Below are 15079 nucleotides of genomic sequence, written 5' to 3'. Positions count from 1 at the left end.
GGTTCGATTATTCGATTTCCAATGGCTGCTTTAGTTGTTATGTTATTACATAATTCATAAGGAGCTCCCATGAACTACTTCCCAGGAAGGCTGCCGCTCGGCCTGTCTGCCTCGTTGCTCGCGCTGCCAGCTGCTGCGGCCGAGCCTGTTTTGCTCGACATCTTGACGGTGAGTGAGCGTCAATTCCAAGAGTCCGCCAATGGTCCCGTACAGGGCTATCGCGCCAACCGCTCGAGTACGGCAACCAGAACCGATACCGATATTCGCGACACTCCCCAAAGTATTGCCGTGGTACCGAGCCAGGTGCTTGAAGACCTCAACACCACCCGCATCGACCGCGCACTGGATTTTGCCGGTGGGGTGAGCCGACAAAACAACTTTGGTGGGCTGACCTTCCTCAATTACAGCGTGCGTGGCTTTACCACCAGCGAGCTGTACAAGAACGGCTTTGCGGTTAACCGTGGCAGCTACAGCGCCCCGGACACCTCCAATATCGAACGCATCGAAGTGCTCAAGGGGCCGGCGGCCAGTTTGTACGGCCGTGGCGACCCGGGTGGCCTGGTGAACATTGTCACCAAGCGCCCCCAGGCCGATGCGTTCACTCACTTCAAGGCCAGCGCCGGAAGTTGGGACCGATACCGCAGCAGCCTGGATGTGAATACGCCATTGAGCGACGACGGCCGCGTGTTATCGCGGGTTAATCTGGCGGTGGAGGACAACGGCAGTTTTCGTGATTACGTTGGCAGTGAACGACGCATCGTCAGCCCGTCGCTGAGCTGGCAGTTGAGCCCGGACACGCTGCTGTCGATCGACAGTGAATTTTCGCGCACCGAGTCGGTGTTCGACCGTGGTGTTCCGGCAGTCAACAACGCGCTTGGCGCTGTCAGTCGCTCGGCCTTCTTTGGCGAGCCCAACGATGGGCGCATCCGCAACGACAACCAGACATTGGACCTGACGTTGGAGCACTACCTCAACGACAGTTGGAAGTTGCGTCTGGCCAATCATTACACGCAGGGTCGACTCAAGGGCAACAGTTCCGAGCCTCAGCGGCTGGTGGGTACTACGCTGAGCCGCTTCTATCGAGAGCGTGATTTTGAATGGAATGACTCCATCACCCAGGCGGAACTGCATGGCCAGTTCGATTTTGCCGGGTGGCAGCACCAGAGCCTGATTGGCCTTGAGTACGAAAACTACCGCAACAGCCAGAAGTATCCGCAGAGCGCCACGTCACTGGCGTATGGGCTGGACATCTATAACCCGGTGTATGGCAAACCCAAGCCACCTCTGACCCGAGCCAATGACTTCTTCGAGAGCACCCAGAGCTACGCGCTCAACCTGCAAGATCAGATCACCTTCACCGACCGCTTGCGCGGCCTAGTTGGAGTGCGTCTGGAACACATCGAACAGACGGCGCAAAACCGTAGCAGTCGCGTGAGCAATACCCAGGAAAAAGACGTCGCCACGCCGCGCGTAGGGTTGCTATATCAACTCACGCCTGAGGTCGGTGTGTTTGCCAATGCCTCGACTTCGTTCAAGCCCAACGGTATTGGCACCCAGGGGCAGGTGTACAAACCGGAGAAGGGACTGGGTTATGAAACCGGGCTCAAACTGGACTTGTTCGACAGCCGCTTGGGCGCAACCCTGGCACTGTTCCAGATCGATAAGGAAAACGTCATCACCACCGACGCCTTTGGCGACAGCATCGCTGCCGGCAAGGCGCGCAGCCAGGGCGTTGACGTACAGTTCAGTGGACAGCTCAGTGATGCCGTGCGACTGATCGGTGCTTACGCCTACATCGATGCCGAGGTCACCAAAGGCGATGCCAACTTGCCGAAGGGTAGCGACCTGCTGGGCATCCCCCGGCACAGCGGTAGCCTGATGGCGGTGTATGCGTTTCAGGACGGCCTGTTGCAGGGCTCCGATGTGGGTGCTGCGGCCAACTACGTAGGAGACCGTTCCGGTCAGGCAGGTAGCAGCTTTCGCTTGCCAAGCTACAGCACTCTCGATCTGCTGGCACATTACAAGGTCAACGAAAGCGCTACCGTGGGCCTGAACCTGAACAATGTGTTCGACCGCAAATACTACGAGCGTGGATACAACGCAGTCTGGAACTTGCCTGGAGAACCGCGCAATTTGATGGTCAGCTTGAGCCTGGCGCTTTGAGGGGGCTATAGTCGGGCGCTTGAACATTTTGCCAAAGGAAGGCCGGCCATGAGCGACTCGATGGACCTGAATCGCCGCAGTTGGGATGAACGAGCGTCTTTGCACGCAGCCTCTGAAGAGTATGAAGTCGGCAAGTTCATTGCCGACCCTCGGCACCTGTCGCAAGTGGTACGTTTCGACCTGCCGCGCCTTGGCGATATCAGCGGTTTGCGCGCCGTACATCTGCAGTGTCATATCGGTACCGATACCTTGTCGCTGGCGCGCTTGGGGGCGCAGATGAGTGGGCTGGATTTTTCCGCGCAATCGCTGGCACAGGCTCGTGCCCTGGCCCAGCGTTGCGACCAGCCAATCGAATACGTCGAGTCGGATGTCTACGCGGCCGATACGGTGTTGACCCCGGGTGCTTTCGACCTGGTCTACACCGGCATCGGCGCCTTGATCTGGTTACCCAGCATCGAGCGTTGGGCACAAACGGTCGCGACGTTGCTCAAGCCGGGAGGGCGCTTGTTCTTGCGTGAAGGTCATCCAATGCTGCTGGCGGTCAATGAGGATTACCAGGATCGATTGGTGATCGAGTACCCCTATTTCGAGCGACAAGCGCCGATGGTCTGGGACAGCGACCAGACCTATGTCGAAACCGACACAGCGCTTAGCGAAACGGTCACCCATGAGTGGAGTCATGGCCTGGGTGAAGTGGTTACTGCCTTGTTGCGTCAAGGCATGCAGATCACCGCGCTGGTGGAACACGACAGTATTCCCTGGGAGGCCTTGCCGGGACAGATGAGTAAGAACTCGGCCGGAGAGTGGTCGCTGGATAAAGACCCCTGGCGTCTGCCCCTGAGCTATACCCTGCAGGCGGTAAAGGCGGGCTGATCAGCGCACGGCTTTACTGCGCTTTTGCCCGCGGTTTGCGTGGCGCTTTCGCCGCAGTTTTACCTGTTGCGGTGCTGCGTTTGCGCTTTTTCTTCCAGGGTGTTTTCGGCACCGCCGGGCCACTGATGGTCAGGCTCAATCCAGCGCAACGCTCCACTTGCTTGCTCATCCAGGCGGACTGTTTGGCGACAAACTCTTCCAGGCTCATCTCTCCGCTCTGGACCATGTCCAGCGCTTGTTCCCAGATGGCCGTGGTACCAGGGTCGGCAATCGCCCGGGGTACCGCGTCGATCAGACTGAACGCAGCGGGTGTAGCACTCAGCGCCTTGCCCTGTTTGACCAGGTAACCACGGTCAAGCAGGCCCTGAATAATGCCTGCGCGGGTGGCTTCGGTACCGATGCCGGTGGTGTCCTTGAGCTTTTGCTTGAGGCGTGGGTCATCCACCAGCTTGGCCACGTTTTTCATGGCCTTGATCAAGTCGCCTTCGGTGAAGGGTTTCGGCGGTTGGGTCCACAAGTCCTTGAGGTTGACCTCGGCTACTGCGCAATCCTGACCTTGATGCAAGGCGGGCAACACCTGGGCAACCGGGGCTTCGCGACCTTTGGCCGGGGTCAAGGCTTCAGGCAGGGCGCGGCGCCAGCCCGGTTCGACAATCTGCTTGCCCACTGCGCGCAAAGCCTGGCCTGCGCAATCAAAGTCGGCCTGGGTGCGGTCGTACTCGTGATTAGGCAGGAACTGCGCCAGGTAGCGGGCGCGAATCAAGGTGTAGACCGCCTTGTACTTGGGTGGCAAGCGCGAAGGATCGCTCGCTGCTGCGGTGGGAATAATGCCGTGGTGGGCGCTGACCTTGGCATCGTTCCAGGCCCTTGAGCGGCGTTGGGCCTGCAGGTGCTGTTGCAGCGGCGCCAGGCTGGAGTCGGCGCGCAGCAAGGCACCGAGGATGCTCGAAGCTTCGGCGTGCTGGCTCAATGGCAGATAGCCGCAATCACTGCGCGGGTAGGTGATCAGCTTGTGGGTTTCGTAAAGCGCCTGGGCAATGTCGAGGGTTTCCTGGGCGCCGAGACCGAGTTTTTTTGAGCACAGCTCCTGCAAGGTGCCGAGGTCGAAGGGCAGGGGAGCCGCTTCGCGCACGCGTTCGGTAGCAACTTTGATCACCCGCGCACAGTCGGCATTGCTGAGCGCGGAGGCAGCCTGCTGCGCCAGTGACTGGTTCAGGCAGCGGCCCTGGTCATCACAGGTGTCTTCGCTGGCGCGCCATTGTGCAGTGAAGCGCGTTCCGGCACTGTCGAGCACCACATCAATGGCCCAGAATGCTACCGGCACGAAGTCGGCGATGCTGCGGTCACGGTCCACTACAAGACGTAATGTTGGCGTTTGCACCCGACCTACGGGCAGAACACCCTGGTAGCCAGATCGACGGCCGAGCAGAGTGAACAAACGGCTCATGTTCATACCGATCAGCCAGTCCGCGCGTGAGCGGCCCAATGCCGAATGGTAAAGGCTGAATGTCTCGTTACCTGGCTTGAGAGCAGCCAAGGCCTTGCGGATCGATGCATCATCGAGTGCCGACAGCCACAGGCGGCGAATCGGCCCACGGTAGCGGCAATGCTCAACCAGCTCCCGGGCAATCATTTCTCCCTCGCGGTCGGCATCGGTAGCGATCACCAGTTCTCGGGCCTCTCCCAGCAGGCGTTTGACAGCTTTGAACTGACTGGCGGTTCTGGGTTTTACCAGCATCTTCCACTGGCTTGGAATGATTGGCAGATCAGCCAGTACCCAACGTTTGTAGCGAGCGTCGTAGCTGTCGGGCGGGGCGGTTTCCAGCAGGTGGCCGATGCACCAGGTGACGGTGACATCAGTGCCAACCCAGCAGCCATCGCCGCGGCGGTTGGCGCCGAGAACCTTGGCAATGTCCTTGGCCTGGGAGGGCTTTTCGCAAAGAAACAGACGCATACCGGCGTTGAAGTCATTCTATGGCTGGAGTGAGGCATAGAATGCGCAGGATTGACTGGGCTGGCAAGCTTTATCTGTATGTATATACAGTCAAGTGTTTCTGCAAAAGATGTTCACCCACAGCGGTCGGTCTTGCGCGCCAGAACCGACCAGCTATGCCAGTGTTTGCGTTTACCAAGCAGGGTTTGTCCTGGTTGATTGTGCTCGTATACATCGAGCACCTCGAAGCCACGCATTAGTTGCTCGACCTGCTCATATTCATGAACGCTCAAATCATTAGGCTGTAGTTGCGCCCAACTGTCTTCGGGCCCCATGAAATGACCACAGAACACGCCATTGGGCCGCAAGGCGTGGACTATTTTCTGCCAGACCGCGGGGAAAACCTGAGGAGGGCAGAAGAACAGGCTGGAGCAAGCGGTGATCAGATCGGCTTGCGGGTAATCGAAGGCGTCGAAGCTGCTTTGGTGCACCTTTAGTCGAGGATGCGCATTGAGGTCCTGCAGGTGGGCCAGTGCATTGGCATCTTGATCGAAGGCATGAACAACGAAGCCTTGCTCAAGCAGGTAACGGCTATCTCGACCTGCACCGCAACCAACGTCAATTGCCCTGCTTCCGGCAGCCCAGTAGCACTGTTCAACAGTCTGCCTTAGGTGTGCATATACAGGGATTTTTTGAGCGGCGAGGTGGTAGTTGGCTTGGCTTGAGATTTCGTCGTTCATCGTTGATGGGGTTCCGGGTCATGCGCAGGCTGTTTGGCGAGAATGAAACTGCTTAATGCCTGCATAAGGCCTTTGGCCAATGGTAGTTGCGGGTTGCTATAGGCGGCAAAATTGGCCTGCCGATCATCAACAGGCACATCCTTGAGCACATGGTTAGCGTGCTCAAGGATCACCAGGTGAGCATCTTGCTTCGCTGCCTTGAGCAAATTTGCGTCGGTTTGCGTTATCTGCAAATCCTGGCCACCCTGCACAATCAGGACCGGTTGGGGGGTGCGGGCAATGAGTTGTGCCGGGTTGCGAGCCAGCTCACTGATAAGCAAGCTTTGCACCTCTCGGCGCATGATTGGCTGCAGCGCCGGTACTATGTGTTGGTCTTCCACTGGCTCGCCGGCTTTCAGACGGCGCAGTATTGAAGACGCAGGCGCGACGAGCGAGGTGTATTCAGGGTGTCTTTGCAGTTGCTCGACCATTACTTGATCGAGGCTGCGCCCCGCAGTGGCGACGAGGACCACGCCGTGGATAGTTGGGTTGTCCTGTGCCGCCAGCAGGGCGATCAAGCCACCTTGGCTATGGCCCAATATCCAGATCGGGGTGCCAGGCAAGCGCTGGCGCAACAGGTCTGCCCAGGCTCGCACGTCGCTGGCGTAATCTTCAATAATGATTTGGCTAATATCGACAATCGCTCCGGCGCTGGCACGCACCGCGCGCTTGTCGAAACGCAAACTGGCAATTCCCTGTGTAGCCAAGCCTTGAGCCAGCATCTTGTAGGTCCAGGGGGTGAGGCCAGTTTCACGACTGTTGCCGTTGCGATCGGTGGGGCCGGAGCCCGCAACAATGATCACTACCGCAGCATTGCGCTCGCTGGAGAGCAAGCTGCCCGCAAGCGGCCCTTGAGGGCCTGAAATCTGGATCGCTGTTTCTTTCATTGATGCAGCAGCGGTGAGAGGCAGCGAGAGAGCCAGCACGGCTGCGAGTTCCTTAATCCGTTGCATCTCCACCGCGACTCCTGTCAGGTGCTAGTAGCAATTCTCATTATTGATTGTGTGAGCGCACAGGACTGTAGAGGTAAAGGAAGAGAGGTGCAAGACGGTTGCCGTCACCCAGCCTTGCGCAGGGTCAGGTTGATCCGCAGGTTGCCCAACTGGGGATGTGCGCCGGCTTTGAGCGGCAATACCCCATGAAAGCGCAGCCGATCATCACCACCCCAGACCAGTACATCGCCGTGGCGTAGACCAATACGCTGAGTGGGTTCACTACGGCTATGCCCACCCAAGAGGAACACTGCGGGCAACCCCAGCGACACCGACACGATGGGTTGAGTGAAGTCGCGCTCGTCGCGGTCTTGATGCAGGCTCAAGCGATTGCCGGGGCGATAGCAGTTGACCAGACAGGCATCAGGCTGGAAGTCGCTGAACCCGGCCACCAGCGCTGCACGACTGGCCAACTCTACCAGTACACCGGGCAATTCCGGCCACGGACGATTGCTCAGCGGATCGACCGGGCTATAGCGGTAACCCTGGCGGTCACTGACCCATCCCAACGCGCCACAGTTCGTTAGCCCAACCGCCATTTTCAGGCCACCTGGTGTCAGCATGTGGCGAAACGGAGCCTGAGCGACCACGTGACGCAACAGAGGGAGCATCACCTCAACCTGGGGCAAGGCAAACCCGGGCAAAACAACAGCCTGCGCGGCAACCCACTGGGGCGGCAGCGGGCTTTCGGGGTCGAAAAGATCCAGTTCGGTTTGCATGGTCGACGACAGTTGATCAGGCAGGCAGAGGGGGAGGCACTATCATAAGACCCTTTTGCAGTGGTGCGTGACCTTGGTTTCAGGGGCATGGGCCGTGTATCCAGGCTCGTCGTACCGTGTTGAGGAAAAAAATAAACTTTTTGAATTCAAGGGCTTGCCAGCTCAAACGAATGAGTACATAATTGCGTCCATCGAAAACGAGGCAGCTGAAAAGCTCAGCGTTTTCAAGGGGATAGCAGTTGTAATCAGTTATTTCCTTAAAGAGTTGTATATGTTTGAGATCGCTTACTCAAGGGTTTCGGGCATTTGAGGCCGAGTAGCAAAGTGGTTATGCTCCGGATTGCAAATCCGTCTACGCCGGTTCGATTCCGACCTCGGCCTCCATTATTGAAAGCCCCGCAGATTAACGTCTGCGGGGTTTTTCTTTGAGCGTTCGAAAAGCTTGGAGTTCCGAAACTTTCAGGTAGGAGTTCCGAAACTTTCCTATTTCGAAGGCTTGGCAATAGCGCCGATACGACGGTAAACCCGTTCGGTAATGCCTTCTTTCGAATGGCCCAGCAGCAGGCTAGCATCGGCCAAGTCGGTGATCTCGGAAGCCGCTTTAGGCCTGATATCCCTGAACTGGAACTGAGCGATTCGGTTCGCAAGTTCTGGCTTCTTCTCGCTGATTGCCTTCACTCGAGCAGCCTCTCGCGCATCCTGCCAACGGTTGCGCAACATTTCCCAGGACAACTTCTTTCCATTGCTATTCAAGATGAAGAACGGCGACAGGTGATCGCTGGTTCTCCGTCTGATGCGCTCGAGCAGCGTACCCAGACTGTTGTTCACGCCATCCACTTCCATCACGATCCTCAGTCGTTTGCCTGTCTTGCCTTGATTGACTCGCAAGTAGACCCCCTCCACATCGTCCTTCCGCATGGAGAGCACATCCGCTGGCCGCTGGCCGGTGAGGTATGCCAAGTCCATCGCATCCTTTAACTCCTCTGATGCTTCCTCATAAACCGCCTGCCATACGGCCTCGTTGGCGTAATAGTCTCGAGGCTTTTCTTTGTTCTTGCGAACCCCCAGGCACGGATTCACTTTCGTGGTGAGCCCCCACTCCCTTGCTGTATTGAAAACGTGTGAAAGTAGAGCGATTTCTCTGTTTGCCCTGGTCTTAGCTGATCGTGTATCGCGATACTGGGCGACCATCGACGGGGTGATTGCATCAATCGGGGCTGGGTCGAATGCGGTGCGCAACTGCTTAAGCTCGTAAATGTTGTCCTTCTGGGTCCGAGGTGCTTTCTTCGGAATGATGAGTTTCTCGTACTGATCGAAGATCCCTTTCATCGTTGTCAGCTCGGCGGGTGTGGCCTTTGCTTCAAGCTCAGCCCACTTCAGCTTCGCTTTCACCAGGTCGGTACCGAGCGGAATCTCCTTTCCCAGAGAGTTACGGTAGTAGTATCCGACCCATATGTTTCCGTTCTTCCTTATGCGCTTGCGTCGATAAACGCCAGGCGGCAAATCGCGGTTCTCGGTACTTCTTGGTCGCATTTCACTTCACTCGCGAAAAATCAGGTCTCCATGCCGGAGTCGGCAGGGGCGGGGGTGTCACGGGCACTACTTCAAGAGCTACGCCCAGCTTCATGCGGGCGTACTGTCGACCAACGAGCGGCCGACCACCGCGGCTCTCAACAAAGTGCCATTGCCGCTCTTGAAGCCAGCGGCGCTGGTAGCCTCTGGCCTTGTAGCCGGTCAGCTCGGCCAGTTCTTTCTCCGAGAGAATTTCGGTTTCCATGGGATAGGCTCCACGCCGCGCATGGCGGCAGAGGTGGGGAGGGGTTAATCGACCTGGTAGTAGACGTAGCAGTCGACGCCCTGGGTCCTGAGGGATTCGTGCATAGCACGGACGCCTGCGCTGTGCCGGTTGCCAATCCCTGGCCACGGGGTATCAAGGTGAATGCTTTGCTGGTGCCATCCACTCTTTTTCTGCACGTACCCAGGCAGACCGGGCAGAGATTTAGCGCGCATACCCGGGATGGGAATCACGACACGGTCACAGTTGGCGCTTCCGCCATCGTCCTTGCAGGCTACCGCCGCAGCCTTACCCGCTTCGATGGCGATGTTCACTTTCCCGGGCAGGCTGGCCAGCTCTTCTTTCGTCATGGCAATAGCTCTCCATGCCCGCCCACCGGCAGGCTTGAGTTGTTGTAGGGGGAGGGAAAATCAGGATTTTCCTACAGACGCTGATCAAGGCGCCTGTCATGATGTTCTTGCTCGCACAGTCAGTTGTCCTGGGTCCAAGACCGACGTAAGCCTGGCTGGACGAGCACTCGTCTCGACGCGATCACCTTTCATCAGTCCAGCGGGGCGCCAGCACGGGCGTAGGTCTGACTAGATGCGTAGACTTGGCGCTAGTTGTGGACGTGCAGCCGGATGCAGGAGATGCAGTAGTGATGCCCACATCGTTCAGGATGAGGCAGGTGCACAGCAGCTAGAATTTGTTTCTCGTCTTGTTACAGTTTGAGATGGGAAAGTTTTTTATGACTCACGCTGTGATGATAAATTCGTCGCGCTATCGAGTCGTGTAGGAATGCGTTATGGAATCGCAAGTATTTGAAAATAAACGAATCGACGTGAACGAATTCACGGGCCGAATCGTAAGTGGTGTGTCTTTCTTGGATTGTGATTTTTCCAGAACGGACCTGACGGAAACGCAATTCATTGACTGCAGCTTCTATGACCGAGATCGCCAGATCGGTTGCAACTTTCGCAGCGCCAAATTGAAAGGCGCCTCTTTCAAGCGTTGCGACCTGTCAGTCTGCGTTTTCAATTTTGCCAGCGCTTTAGGGTTGGAAATCAGCGAATGCAAGGCGCAGGGGGCTGATTTCAGTAGTGCCAGCTTCATGAACGTTATCTCCAACAAGTCCTGGTTCTGCAGCGCCTACATCAATAAGAGTAATTTGGCCTATGCCAACTTCTCCAAGGTGAATCTCGAAAAGTGTGAACTGTGGGACAACCGCTGGACGGGTGCCAATGTAACTGGTGCCAATTTTTCCGGTTCGGACCTTTCTGGTGGTGAGTTCACCGCAATTGACTGGCGATCTGCAGATTTTACCGGCTGCGACTTGACGGACTCGGAACTCGGCGACTTGGATATCAGGACAGTCAATGTGGAGGGCGTGAAGGTCAGCCGTGATCAGATGAGCGATCTTGCTGCTCGATTGGGAATTAATGTGCTGGGCTAGCCCGACGTTTCAGCTCGGTGCGGGTAAGGCTGTGGATCGGTGTTTCTGCCTATCAGCCTGTTTTCCATGCTTTCCGAGCCACAGCAAAACGCTGGCACTGCAGGGGTCGAGAACCGTAGCCGGTGCATTCATGGCCTCGGCCCGTTCCAGATCATCCAGACCATGTAGAGCGGGGCGGCGATGGGTAGAAGGATCATGGCATCTGCTCTCCGCGCTGGGCGGCAACGCTGACGATGGCGCTGCGCGCAGCCTTTCGGCGATCACCCTGGGCGAAATCGCTGCGCACCCAGATCATCGTGTCGTCAGCCCAGACGGCCTCATCCTCGCCAGAGCCTTCAATGCTGATCTGCATGCCCAAGCCAATCGCCAGCTTGAATGCATCGCCGTCGTTGATGTAGGGGTTCCAATGAGCCCTGGTGCCGGACTGGCCCTTGATGCGCAGTGGCCACTTCGGATTGCTACAGGTGCACGGCTCTACCTCAATGCCGGCGGCCTTTGCTGCTAGCTGAAGTTCTTCGAGTTCAGTCACAGCTCATACCTCTCATCAATCCAGCGCCCAGGCGCCAGTGCGGGTGTAGGTTCAGATTCGGTTTCGTGCGGGGAGAGCTGGCGCTCGTTGCTGGCCAGGTCAGGCGCGTGCAGCATCCAATCAGGCAAGCACGAAAGGCCCGCGCGGGAGTCGTATGGAATCCAGCAGGTAGCTCCTCGCGCATCGTTGTGGTGGGCAGATACGTCATGGAAAGGGTGTTCCCGCTTTTGCTGAGAAGCCTGCTCCGGCGTCATCGGCTCGCAGCCAACCAAGGCGGCCAGCAGCAGGAGGCAGAGGGCGAGGCGGGTCATTTGCGCAGGCCCTCGTCTGGATCAAGGCCGAACCGCCTGCACAGTGCATGTGCGACCCCTGACCCGCAGAGGAATACATCGGTCATCAGTGCCCAGCGCGGCCTCTTCTGCCTTCCTGTGCCGCTCACCCCGCGAACTGCCCGGGCGAGCAGATCGTCTTCGGTGAACTCGCACCCGGACAACGTGATGACGCGGCTCTGGGTATTGAGCCGTTCAATCTCTGCCTGCAGTTCGGCGACCTGGCCGTGCTCGCGATCATCGCTTTGATCATCAATCAGCTTGAGCCCGACGATCTCGCTATCACGCCAGTTGCCCAGATCGTGGTCGAAGCGTTCGCAGCAGAAGCCTTCGTCGCCGTCACGGACGGGGATCGTGTAGCTATCGAATGGGCCGCCATAGGTCGGCACCATGCCGTCATCGGGATGCTCAATCCACATGAAGAACTGGCGCCCGGTGACGGGGCATTTATCCGGGCACCAGCGTGCCGCCCGATTTCCTTCTGGCATTACGATTCCTTGGCCGCCATATCGCGGCTATACAAAAATTATACGAAGGGGGTTTTGTATCGGTTCGGTATAGGTTTTGAGGCCGATTGTCAGCTCAGCCCCCAGAACAGGAGCGCGAAGTGGCAAACGCCGCCAACTTTAGTACGCTAATAAGCTCAATCCATTGTGAGCAGGAGGCGTAACCATGAGAAACAGAGGAGAGAAGTTCTGGGCATGGGCCGACCCCACTCTTCACCACAGATATCATGATGAAGTGCTCGTAGACGGTACTAAGATCAACGTAGAAGTCCGCCTTTCCCGAACCGGCGAGACACAGCTTTTTATCGGTGTTTACGCGCAAAGCGGAGCACTGATTATGGAGGAGGCCTACTACACGCGACCCCACGAATCGATGAGTCGCGCAATGGCCTGGGGAGTAGGTCGGGCGAGAATGTTCGCTAATGACGCATCACCAAACCAATCTATCCAAATTGCGTAATCAGTAGGGGTCGAAGCTCATATGCTTCGGCCTCTGCACGCATATTCAGTCGAATGGAGAGGGGTGCGGCAGCTGGAGTGCAAATGTACTCTTTGGTCATTCTGGGAGGATGCTGCTCGGAGGCGGGAACTCCACAAGTGTGGTGCTGCCTTCCTCGGGGTATTCGTCAGTCATGATGTGCAGCCCGTGGACTTGGCTGCCGTCATCGTCCGTCACATTGCCGACCCACAACCGACCATCCGTGTACTTACCAAACTGACCGCCTTCTTCTTCGGCGGAATCACCGCAGTGGAAGTTGATTACACCGATAACCTCCTTGCTCAGTAGCATTTCCTTCGGGACCAGGGCGAAGCCTTCGGGTATCGCGGCCTGCTGCCCATCCCTGAACGCCTTTGCACCCTGGTCAGCCATATCACCAGCGCTGAAGCCGTCGGAGGTTGGTGGGTGGAGGTAGACCTCGCCACTGCCTTTGTCATCGGTGACCTTGCCGTGAGCCACCAGCAGCACCTGGCCCGGGAACTCCAGCGCCGCGATGCCGCCCTCCAGCAACCATTCCAGGCGCAGGCCTTCATCATCTTCGCGAGTCACGGCCACTGCCTCGACTATGATCGGCTCGCTCTGGTGCTGGGCGACTGGCGCATCAAGAAGACCCTGCCAGAACTCAGCGTGAGGTGAGGGGTAGGGATGGGCTTGGTACTGCAGCAGTTTCACCAGGCGTTCAACTTCATCGCGCGGCACGCTGACCATCTGTTCGGTGTTGCTGGATCGGTTTTCTGTGGGCATGGGGCGTATCCAGTATCTGAAAGATTCTGTTGATGGTTGTTTGGAATTGCTTGGACTACTTTTGTCCGTACTCAATGCCGAACTAGGGAAGGAGATAGCGATGGATAGTGAGCCAACCAATGAAGAAGTTTCAGTTCAAGTCGGGATTGATGAGGTTCAAGTCGAGCGGTATCGAAAGGAGGCCTTGCGGCTGGGTGATGGCTCTTGGCTAGTTCACTTCGACTACAACATGCCGAAAGAGCTACGCCAGCGGTTCACTGGGAGTTTTACGGTAGTGATAAGAAGCGAAGCATCAAAGGCCGCCGAGCTGCGGCAGGGTTAAGTTTTTTGAGGCAACTCTCGGATCATGCGGTAGAGGATATTTCGGGGTGGTAGTCGCCCCATCCCACCTTGAGCGCCTTGGTCTTCTTGTTGATGATCGGGCGCCCCTCGGTGTCGGTGATCTCACATTTGGCCCTGATGCGCAGGTCGCGGCTCCGGCCTGTCTTCCGCGCAAGGCCAATGAACTGCTGGGCGTACTGCGGCGCGTCGAACATCTGACTCAGTTGCTTCACTTTCTCGCCAGCCATGATCTTGGCGGCGCAATCGGCAACGGCTTGCTCCCATTCAGCCGGCGTTAGCTCTAGGGGGGGCAGCCAACTTTCCCGCTTGGTTTCGTTGTCTTGGTGATCTTCCTGGCCTCAGCCAGTGCTACGTCGGCGGTCATACCGAAGACTGCGAATGTGCTCATGGTTATCTCCTCACACGGCAATGCCAATCTGCAGAGGATCCTGTCCGCCCGTTGCGAGGCCTGGGTTCAGCTCAACGCGCTGCCCTGCGAGCAAGCCCGCAATTTGTGCATTCATATCCAGCTCGACCTCGCGCACCTTTCGGGCCTTGCTAATCTCCCAGCCTGCCAGGTACTGCTCGATCAGGGCTTTGTCTTTCGCTTCGACCGCCACCAAATCACACCCACTGGAGTGGTGGACAAGAGCGGGATCTTCTTCGCCGCGCGGTACCAGATCGTGAATCTTCTCGTGCACAGCGGAAACCCACGCGAGCGCGAAGTGATCACCTGCCGTCGCCGGCGAGTAGGAGCTACGCTGCTTGCCGGCCCGAACCTGCGAAACATACTCACGTCGGGCCAGGGTCAGCTTTGTCAGCAAAGTCTCGTAGGCGTAGAGCGCGATCTGTGGTGCCGGGGTGACGCCGACGAACATTGCTCTATTCACCACGCGAGCGGACGAATTACACCAGTGCTTGCGGGAAAGCGACTTCACGCCGAAGGCCTGAGCGACAATTGAACTTAGGTGGCGATCCCAGGTAGGTCGGCGGCTCGCACGAACCTTGTCCGACTCGACTTCGCCTACATCGCTCAAGCGCACATCCATTTCGGTCAGGCGGTATTCGCGCATGAGCGACTGAGCCTGACGCATTGCTGTGGCCGCCTCGTTCTCGTTCGAGCTTTTGGAGAGAGCAAGGCAGCGCTTTATTTTGCGGATGACCCGCTCGAGCTTGCTATCGTCGCGCTGTTTATCGGGCATGGTGGTCCTTACGTGCAGGCGCCACCCTCGCCGGGGTGGCATGATTTGTTGAAGTGGGGGGCTATGCTGAGCTGACACCTGATGAGGGATTTCAGATGGCAAAGTGCAAGAAGTGCAATGAAGAGTTGAAGTTCGATCTGGACGACACAAAGGACCAGATTGAGGTGGTGTGCGCAAAGTGCGGGGCTAGACACCAGGTCAGGTGGGTAGCTTCATCGCCCTTGATTCCTGGGCCGCGGTTTGATGTGGTTCTTCTGGATGGA

General features: G+C 57.5%; 19 protein-coding genes and 1 tRNA gene. 7 read left to right on the top strand and 13 right to left on the bottom strand.

From position 1 onward, the window contains the following. Window positions 1-69 precede the first annotated feature (69 nt). Both D3Z90_RS16330 and D3Z90_RS16325 read left to right on the top strand, forming a co-directional pair. Window positions 70-2163, top strand: coding sequence for a TonB-dependent siderophore receptor (locus D3Z90_RS16330; RefSeq protein ID WP_136477047.1), 2094 nt, complete (start codon window positions 70-72; stop codon window positions 2161-2163). Between the two features lie 48 nt (window positions 2164-2211). Then, window positions 2212-3036 (top strand): bifunctional 2-polyprenyl-6-hydroxyphenol methylase/3-demethylubiquinol 3-O-methyltransferase UbiG, encoded by an 825-nt coding sequence (locus D3Z90_RS16325; protein WP_136477046.1) that lies wholly within the window; start codon window positions 2212-2214, stop codon window positions 3034-3036. Window positions 3037-3049: 13 nt separating this feature from the next. On the opposite strand, the gene D3Z90_RS16320 is transcribed toward D3Z90_RS16325, so the two are convergent. From D3Z90_RS16320 to alkB, 4 genes are all read right to left on the bottom strand, one after another. After that, entirely contained in the window at window positions 3050-4990 is a 1941-nt protein-coding gene (locus tag D3Z90_RS16320; RefSeq protein WP_136477045.1) for a DNA topoisomerase III, read from the bottom strand. Between the two features lie 113 nt (window positions 4991-5103). Beyond that, window positions 5104-5709, bottom strand: coding sequence for a trans-aconitate 2-methyltransferase (locus D3Z90_RS16315; protein WP_136477044.1), 606 nt, complete (start codon window positions 5707-5709; stop codon window positions 5104-5106). After that, window positions 5706-6701, bottom strand: coding sequence for an alpha/beta hydrolase (locus D3Z90_RS16310; protein WP_218571403.1), 996 nt, complete (start codon window positions 6699-6701; stop codon window positions 5706-5708). Before D3Z90_RS16310 ends, D3Z90_RS16315 begins: the two co-directional genes overlap by 4 nt. Before the next feature lie 104 nt (window positions 6702-6805). Then, window positions 6806-7459: a DNA oxidative demethylase AlkB gene (gene alkB / locus D3Z90_RS16305; RefSeq protein ID WP_136477043.1), complete on the bottom strand. Its 654-nt coding sequence runs from the start codon at window positions 7457-7459 to the stop codon at window positions 6806-6808. A 310-nt stretch (window positions 7460-7769) separates the two neighbouring features. On the opposite strand from alkB, the gene D3Z90_RS16300 reads away from it, so the two are divergent. Then, window positions 7770-7843 (top strand) — tRNA-Cys (locus D3Z90_RS16300). 99 nt (window positions 7844-7942) lie between these two features. Here D3Z90_RS16300 and D3Z90_RS16295 read toward each other — a convergent pair. The 3 genes from D3Z90_RS16295 to D3Z90_RS16285 are packed head-to-tail and all read right to left on the bottom strand — an operon-like array spanning window position 7943 to window position 9604. Further along, on the bottom strand, window positions 7943-8992 hold the full coding sequence (locus D3Z90_RS16295) for a tyrosine-type recombinase/integrase (protein ID WP_136477042.1): 1050 nt from the start codon (window positions 8990-8992) through the stop codon (window positions 7943-7945). A gap of 1 nt (window position 8993) precedes the next feature. After that, on the bottom strand, window positions 8994-9236 hold the full coding sequence (locus D3Z90_RS16290; RefSeq protein WP_136477041.1) for a DUF4224 domain-containing protein: 243 nt from the start codon (window positions 9234-9236) through the stop codon (window positions 8994-8996). Window positions 9237-9280: 44 nt separating this feature from the next. Further along, entirely contained in the window at window positions 9281-9604 is a 324-nt protein-coding gene (locus D3Z90_RS16285; protein WP_136477040.1) for a hypothetical protein, read from the bottom strand. 434 nt (window positions 9605-10038) lie between these two features. Between D3Z90_RS16285 and D3Z90_RS16280 the strand changes: the two genes are divergently transcribed. Then, complete coding sequence (locus D3Z90_RS16280; protein ID WP_136477039.1) at window positions 10039-10686, top strand: Qnr family pentapeptide repeat protein; 648 nt, start codon at window positions 10039-10041, stop codon at window positions 10684-10686. A 39-nt stretch (window positions 10687-10725) separates the two neighbouring features. Next, the gene (locus tag D3Z90_RS27125) at window positions 10726-10854 is read left to right on the top strand and encodes a hypothetical protein (RefSeq protein WP_256658234.1); all 129 of its coding nucleotides are present in this window, start codon (window positions 10726-10728) and stop codon (window positions 10852-10854) included. 25 nt (window positions 10855-10879) lie between these two features. Here D3Z90_RS27125 and D3Z90_RS16275 read toward each other — a convergent pair whose 3' ends face one another. From D3Z90_RS16275 to D3Z90_RS27115, 3 genes are read right to left on the bottom strand one after another with little or no spacing between them, the layout of a single operon-like run. Beyond that, complete coding sequence (locus tag D3Z90_RS16275) at window positions 10880-11215, bottom strand: hypothetical protein (protein WP_136477038.1); 336 nt, start codon at window positions 11213-11215, stop codon at window positions 10880-10882. Next, complete coding sequence (locus tag D3Z90_RS27120) at window positions 11212-11526, bottom strand: hypothetical protein (RefSeq protein ID WP_136477037.1); 315 nt, start codon at window positions 11524-11526, stop codon at window positions 11212-11214. Before D3Z90_RS27120 ends, D3Z90_RS16275 begins: the two co-directional genes overlap by 4 nt. Then, complete coding sequence (locus D3Z90_RS27115) at window positions 11523-12032, bottom strand: hypothetical protein (protein ID WP_256658233.1); 510 nt, start codon at window positions 12030-12032, stop codon at window positions 11523-11525. Before D3Z90_RS27115 ends, D3Z90_RS27120 begins: the two co-directional genes overlap by 4 nt. A gap of 184 nt (window positions 12033-12216) precedes the next feature. Here D3Z90_RS27115 and D3Z90_RS27110 point away from each other — a divergent pair, with 184 nt between their 5' ends. After that, complete coding sequence (locus D3Z90_RS27110) at window positions 12217-12510, top strand: hypothetical protein (protein WP_136477036.1); 294 nt, start codon at window positions 12217-12219, stop codon at window positions 12508-12510. Between the two features lie 96 nt (window positions 12511-12606). On the opposite strand, the gene D3Z90_RS27105 is transcribed toward D3Z90_RS27110, so the two are convergent. After that, window positions 12607-13293 carry a hypothetical protein gene (locus tag D3Z90_RS27105; protein ID WP_256658232.1) on the bottom strand — a complete coding sequence of 229 codons (687 nt, stop codon included), beginning with the start codon at window positions 13291-13293 and terminating at the stop codon, window positions 12607-12609. On the opposite strand from D3Z90_RS27105, the gene D3Z90_RS16250 reads away from it, so the two are divergent. Beyond that, the gene (locus D3Z90_RS16250) at window positions 13292-13615 is read left to right on the top strand and encodes a hypothetical protein (protein ID WP_256658388.1); all 324 of its coding nucleotides are present in this window, start codon (window positions 13292-13294) and stop codon (window positions 13613-13615) included. The genes D3Z90_RS27105 and D3Z90_RS16250 overlap by 2 nt on opposite strands. Before the next feature lie 22 nt (window positions 13616-13637). On the opposite strand, the gene D3Z90_RS27100 is transcribed toward D3Z90_RS16250, so the two are convergent. Next, on the bottom strand, window positions 13638-13847 hold the full coding sequence (locus tag D3Z90_RS27100) for a hypothetical protein (RefSeq protein WP_256658231.1): 210 nt from the start codon (window positions 13845-13847) through the stop codon (window positions 13638-13640). Window positions 13848-14033: 186 nt separating this feature from the next. Next, window positions 14034-14816 (bottom strand): DUF2786 domain-containing protein, encoded by a 783-nt coding sequence (locus D3Z90_RS16240; RefSeq protein WP_136477035.1) that lies wholly within the window; start codon window positions 14814-14816, stop codon window positions 14034-14036. Window positions 14817-15079: the final 263 nt, after the last annotated feature.

Source organism: Pseudomonas sp. DG56-2, assembly GCF_004803755.1.
Taxonomy (GTDB): domain Bacteria; phylum Pseudomonadota; class Gammaproteobacteria; order Pseudomonadales; family Pseudomonadaceae; genus Aquipseudomonas; species Aquipseudomonas auratipiscis.
This window is presented reverse-complemented; position numbering and strand designations above follow the sequence as displayed.

Bases quoted from the DNA above. Each gene is read 5' to 3' on its own strand.
- alkB (WP_136477043.1), bottom strand. From the start codon at position 7,459: ATGCAAACCGAACTGGATCTTTTCGACCCCGAAAGCCCGCTGCCGCCC.
- D3Z90_RS16240 (WP_136477035.1), bottom strand. From the start codon at position 14,816: ATGCCCGATAAACAGCGCGACGATAGCAAGCTCGAGCGGGTCATCCGC.
- D3Z90_RS27120 (WP_136477037.1), bottom strand. From the start codon at position 11,526: ATGACCCGCCTCGCCCTCTGCCTCCTGCTGCTGGCCGCCTTGGTTGGC.
- D3Z90_RS16315 (WP_136477044.1), bottom strand. From the start codon at position 5,709: ATGAACGACGAAATCTCAAGCCAAGCCAACTACCACCTCGCCGCTCAA.
- D3Z90_RS16290 (WP_136477041.1), bottom strand. From the start codon at position 9,236: ATGGAAACCGAAATTCTCTCGGAGAAAGAACTGGCCGAGCTGACCGGC.
- D3Z90_RS16320 (WP_136477045.1), bottom strand. From the start codon at position 4,990: ATGCGTCTGTTTCTTTGCGAAAAGCCCTCCCAGGCCAAGGACATTGCC.
- D3Z90_RS16310 (WP_218571403.1), bottom strand. From the start codon at position 6,701: ATGCAACGGATTAAGGAACTCGCAGCCGTGCTGGCTCTCTCGCTGCCT.
- D3Z90_RS16330 (WP_136477047.1), top strand. From the start codon at position 70: ATGAACTACTTCCCAGGAAGGCTGCCGCTCGGCCTGTCTGCCTCGTTG.
- D3Z90_RS27105 (WP_256658232.1), bottom strand. From the start codon at position 13,293: ATGCCCACAGAAAACCGATCCAGCAACACCGAACAGATGGTCAGCGTG.
- D3Z90_RS27115 (WP_256658233.1), bottom strand. From the start codon at position 12,032: ATGCCAGAAGGAAATCGGGCGGCACGCTGGTGCCCGGATAAATGCCCC.
- D3Z90_RS16280 (WP_136477039.1), top strand. From the start codon at position 10,039: ATGGAATCGCAAGTATTTGAAAATAAACGAATCGACGTGAACGAATTC.
- D3Z90_RS16325 (WP_136477046.1), top strand. From the start codon at position 2,212: ATGAGCGACTCGATGGACCTGAATCGCCGCAGTTGGGATGAACGAGCG.
- D3Z90_RS16285 (WP_136477040.1), bottom strand. From the start codon at position 9,604: ATGACGAAAGAAGAGCTGGCCAGCCTGCCCGGGAAAGTGAACATCGCC.
- D3Z90_RS16250 (WP_256658388.1), top strand. From the start codon at position 13,292: ATGGGGCGTATCCAGTATCTGAAAGATTCTGTTGATGGTTGTTTGGAA.
- D3Z90_RS27110 (WP_136477036.1), top strand. From the start codon at position 12,217: ATGAGAAACAGAGGAGAGAAGTTCTGGGCATGGGCCGACCCCACTCTT.
- D3Z90_RS16295 (WP_136477042.1), bottom strand. From the start codon at position 8,992: ATGCGACCAAGAAGTACCGAGAACCGCGATTTGCCGCCTGGCGTTTAT.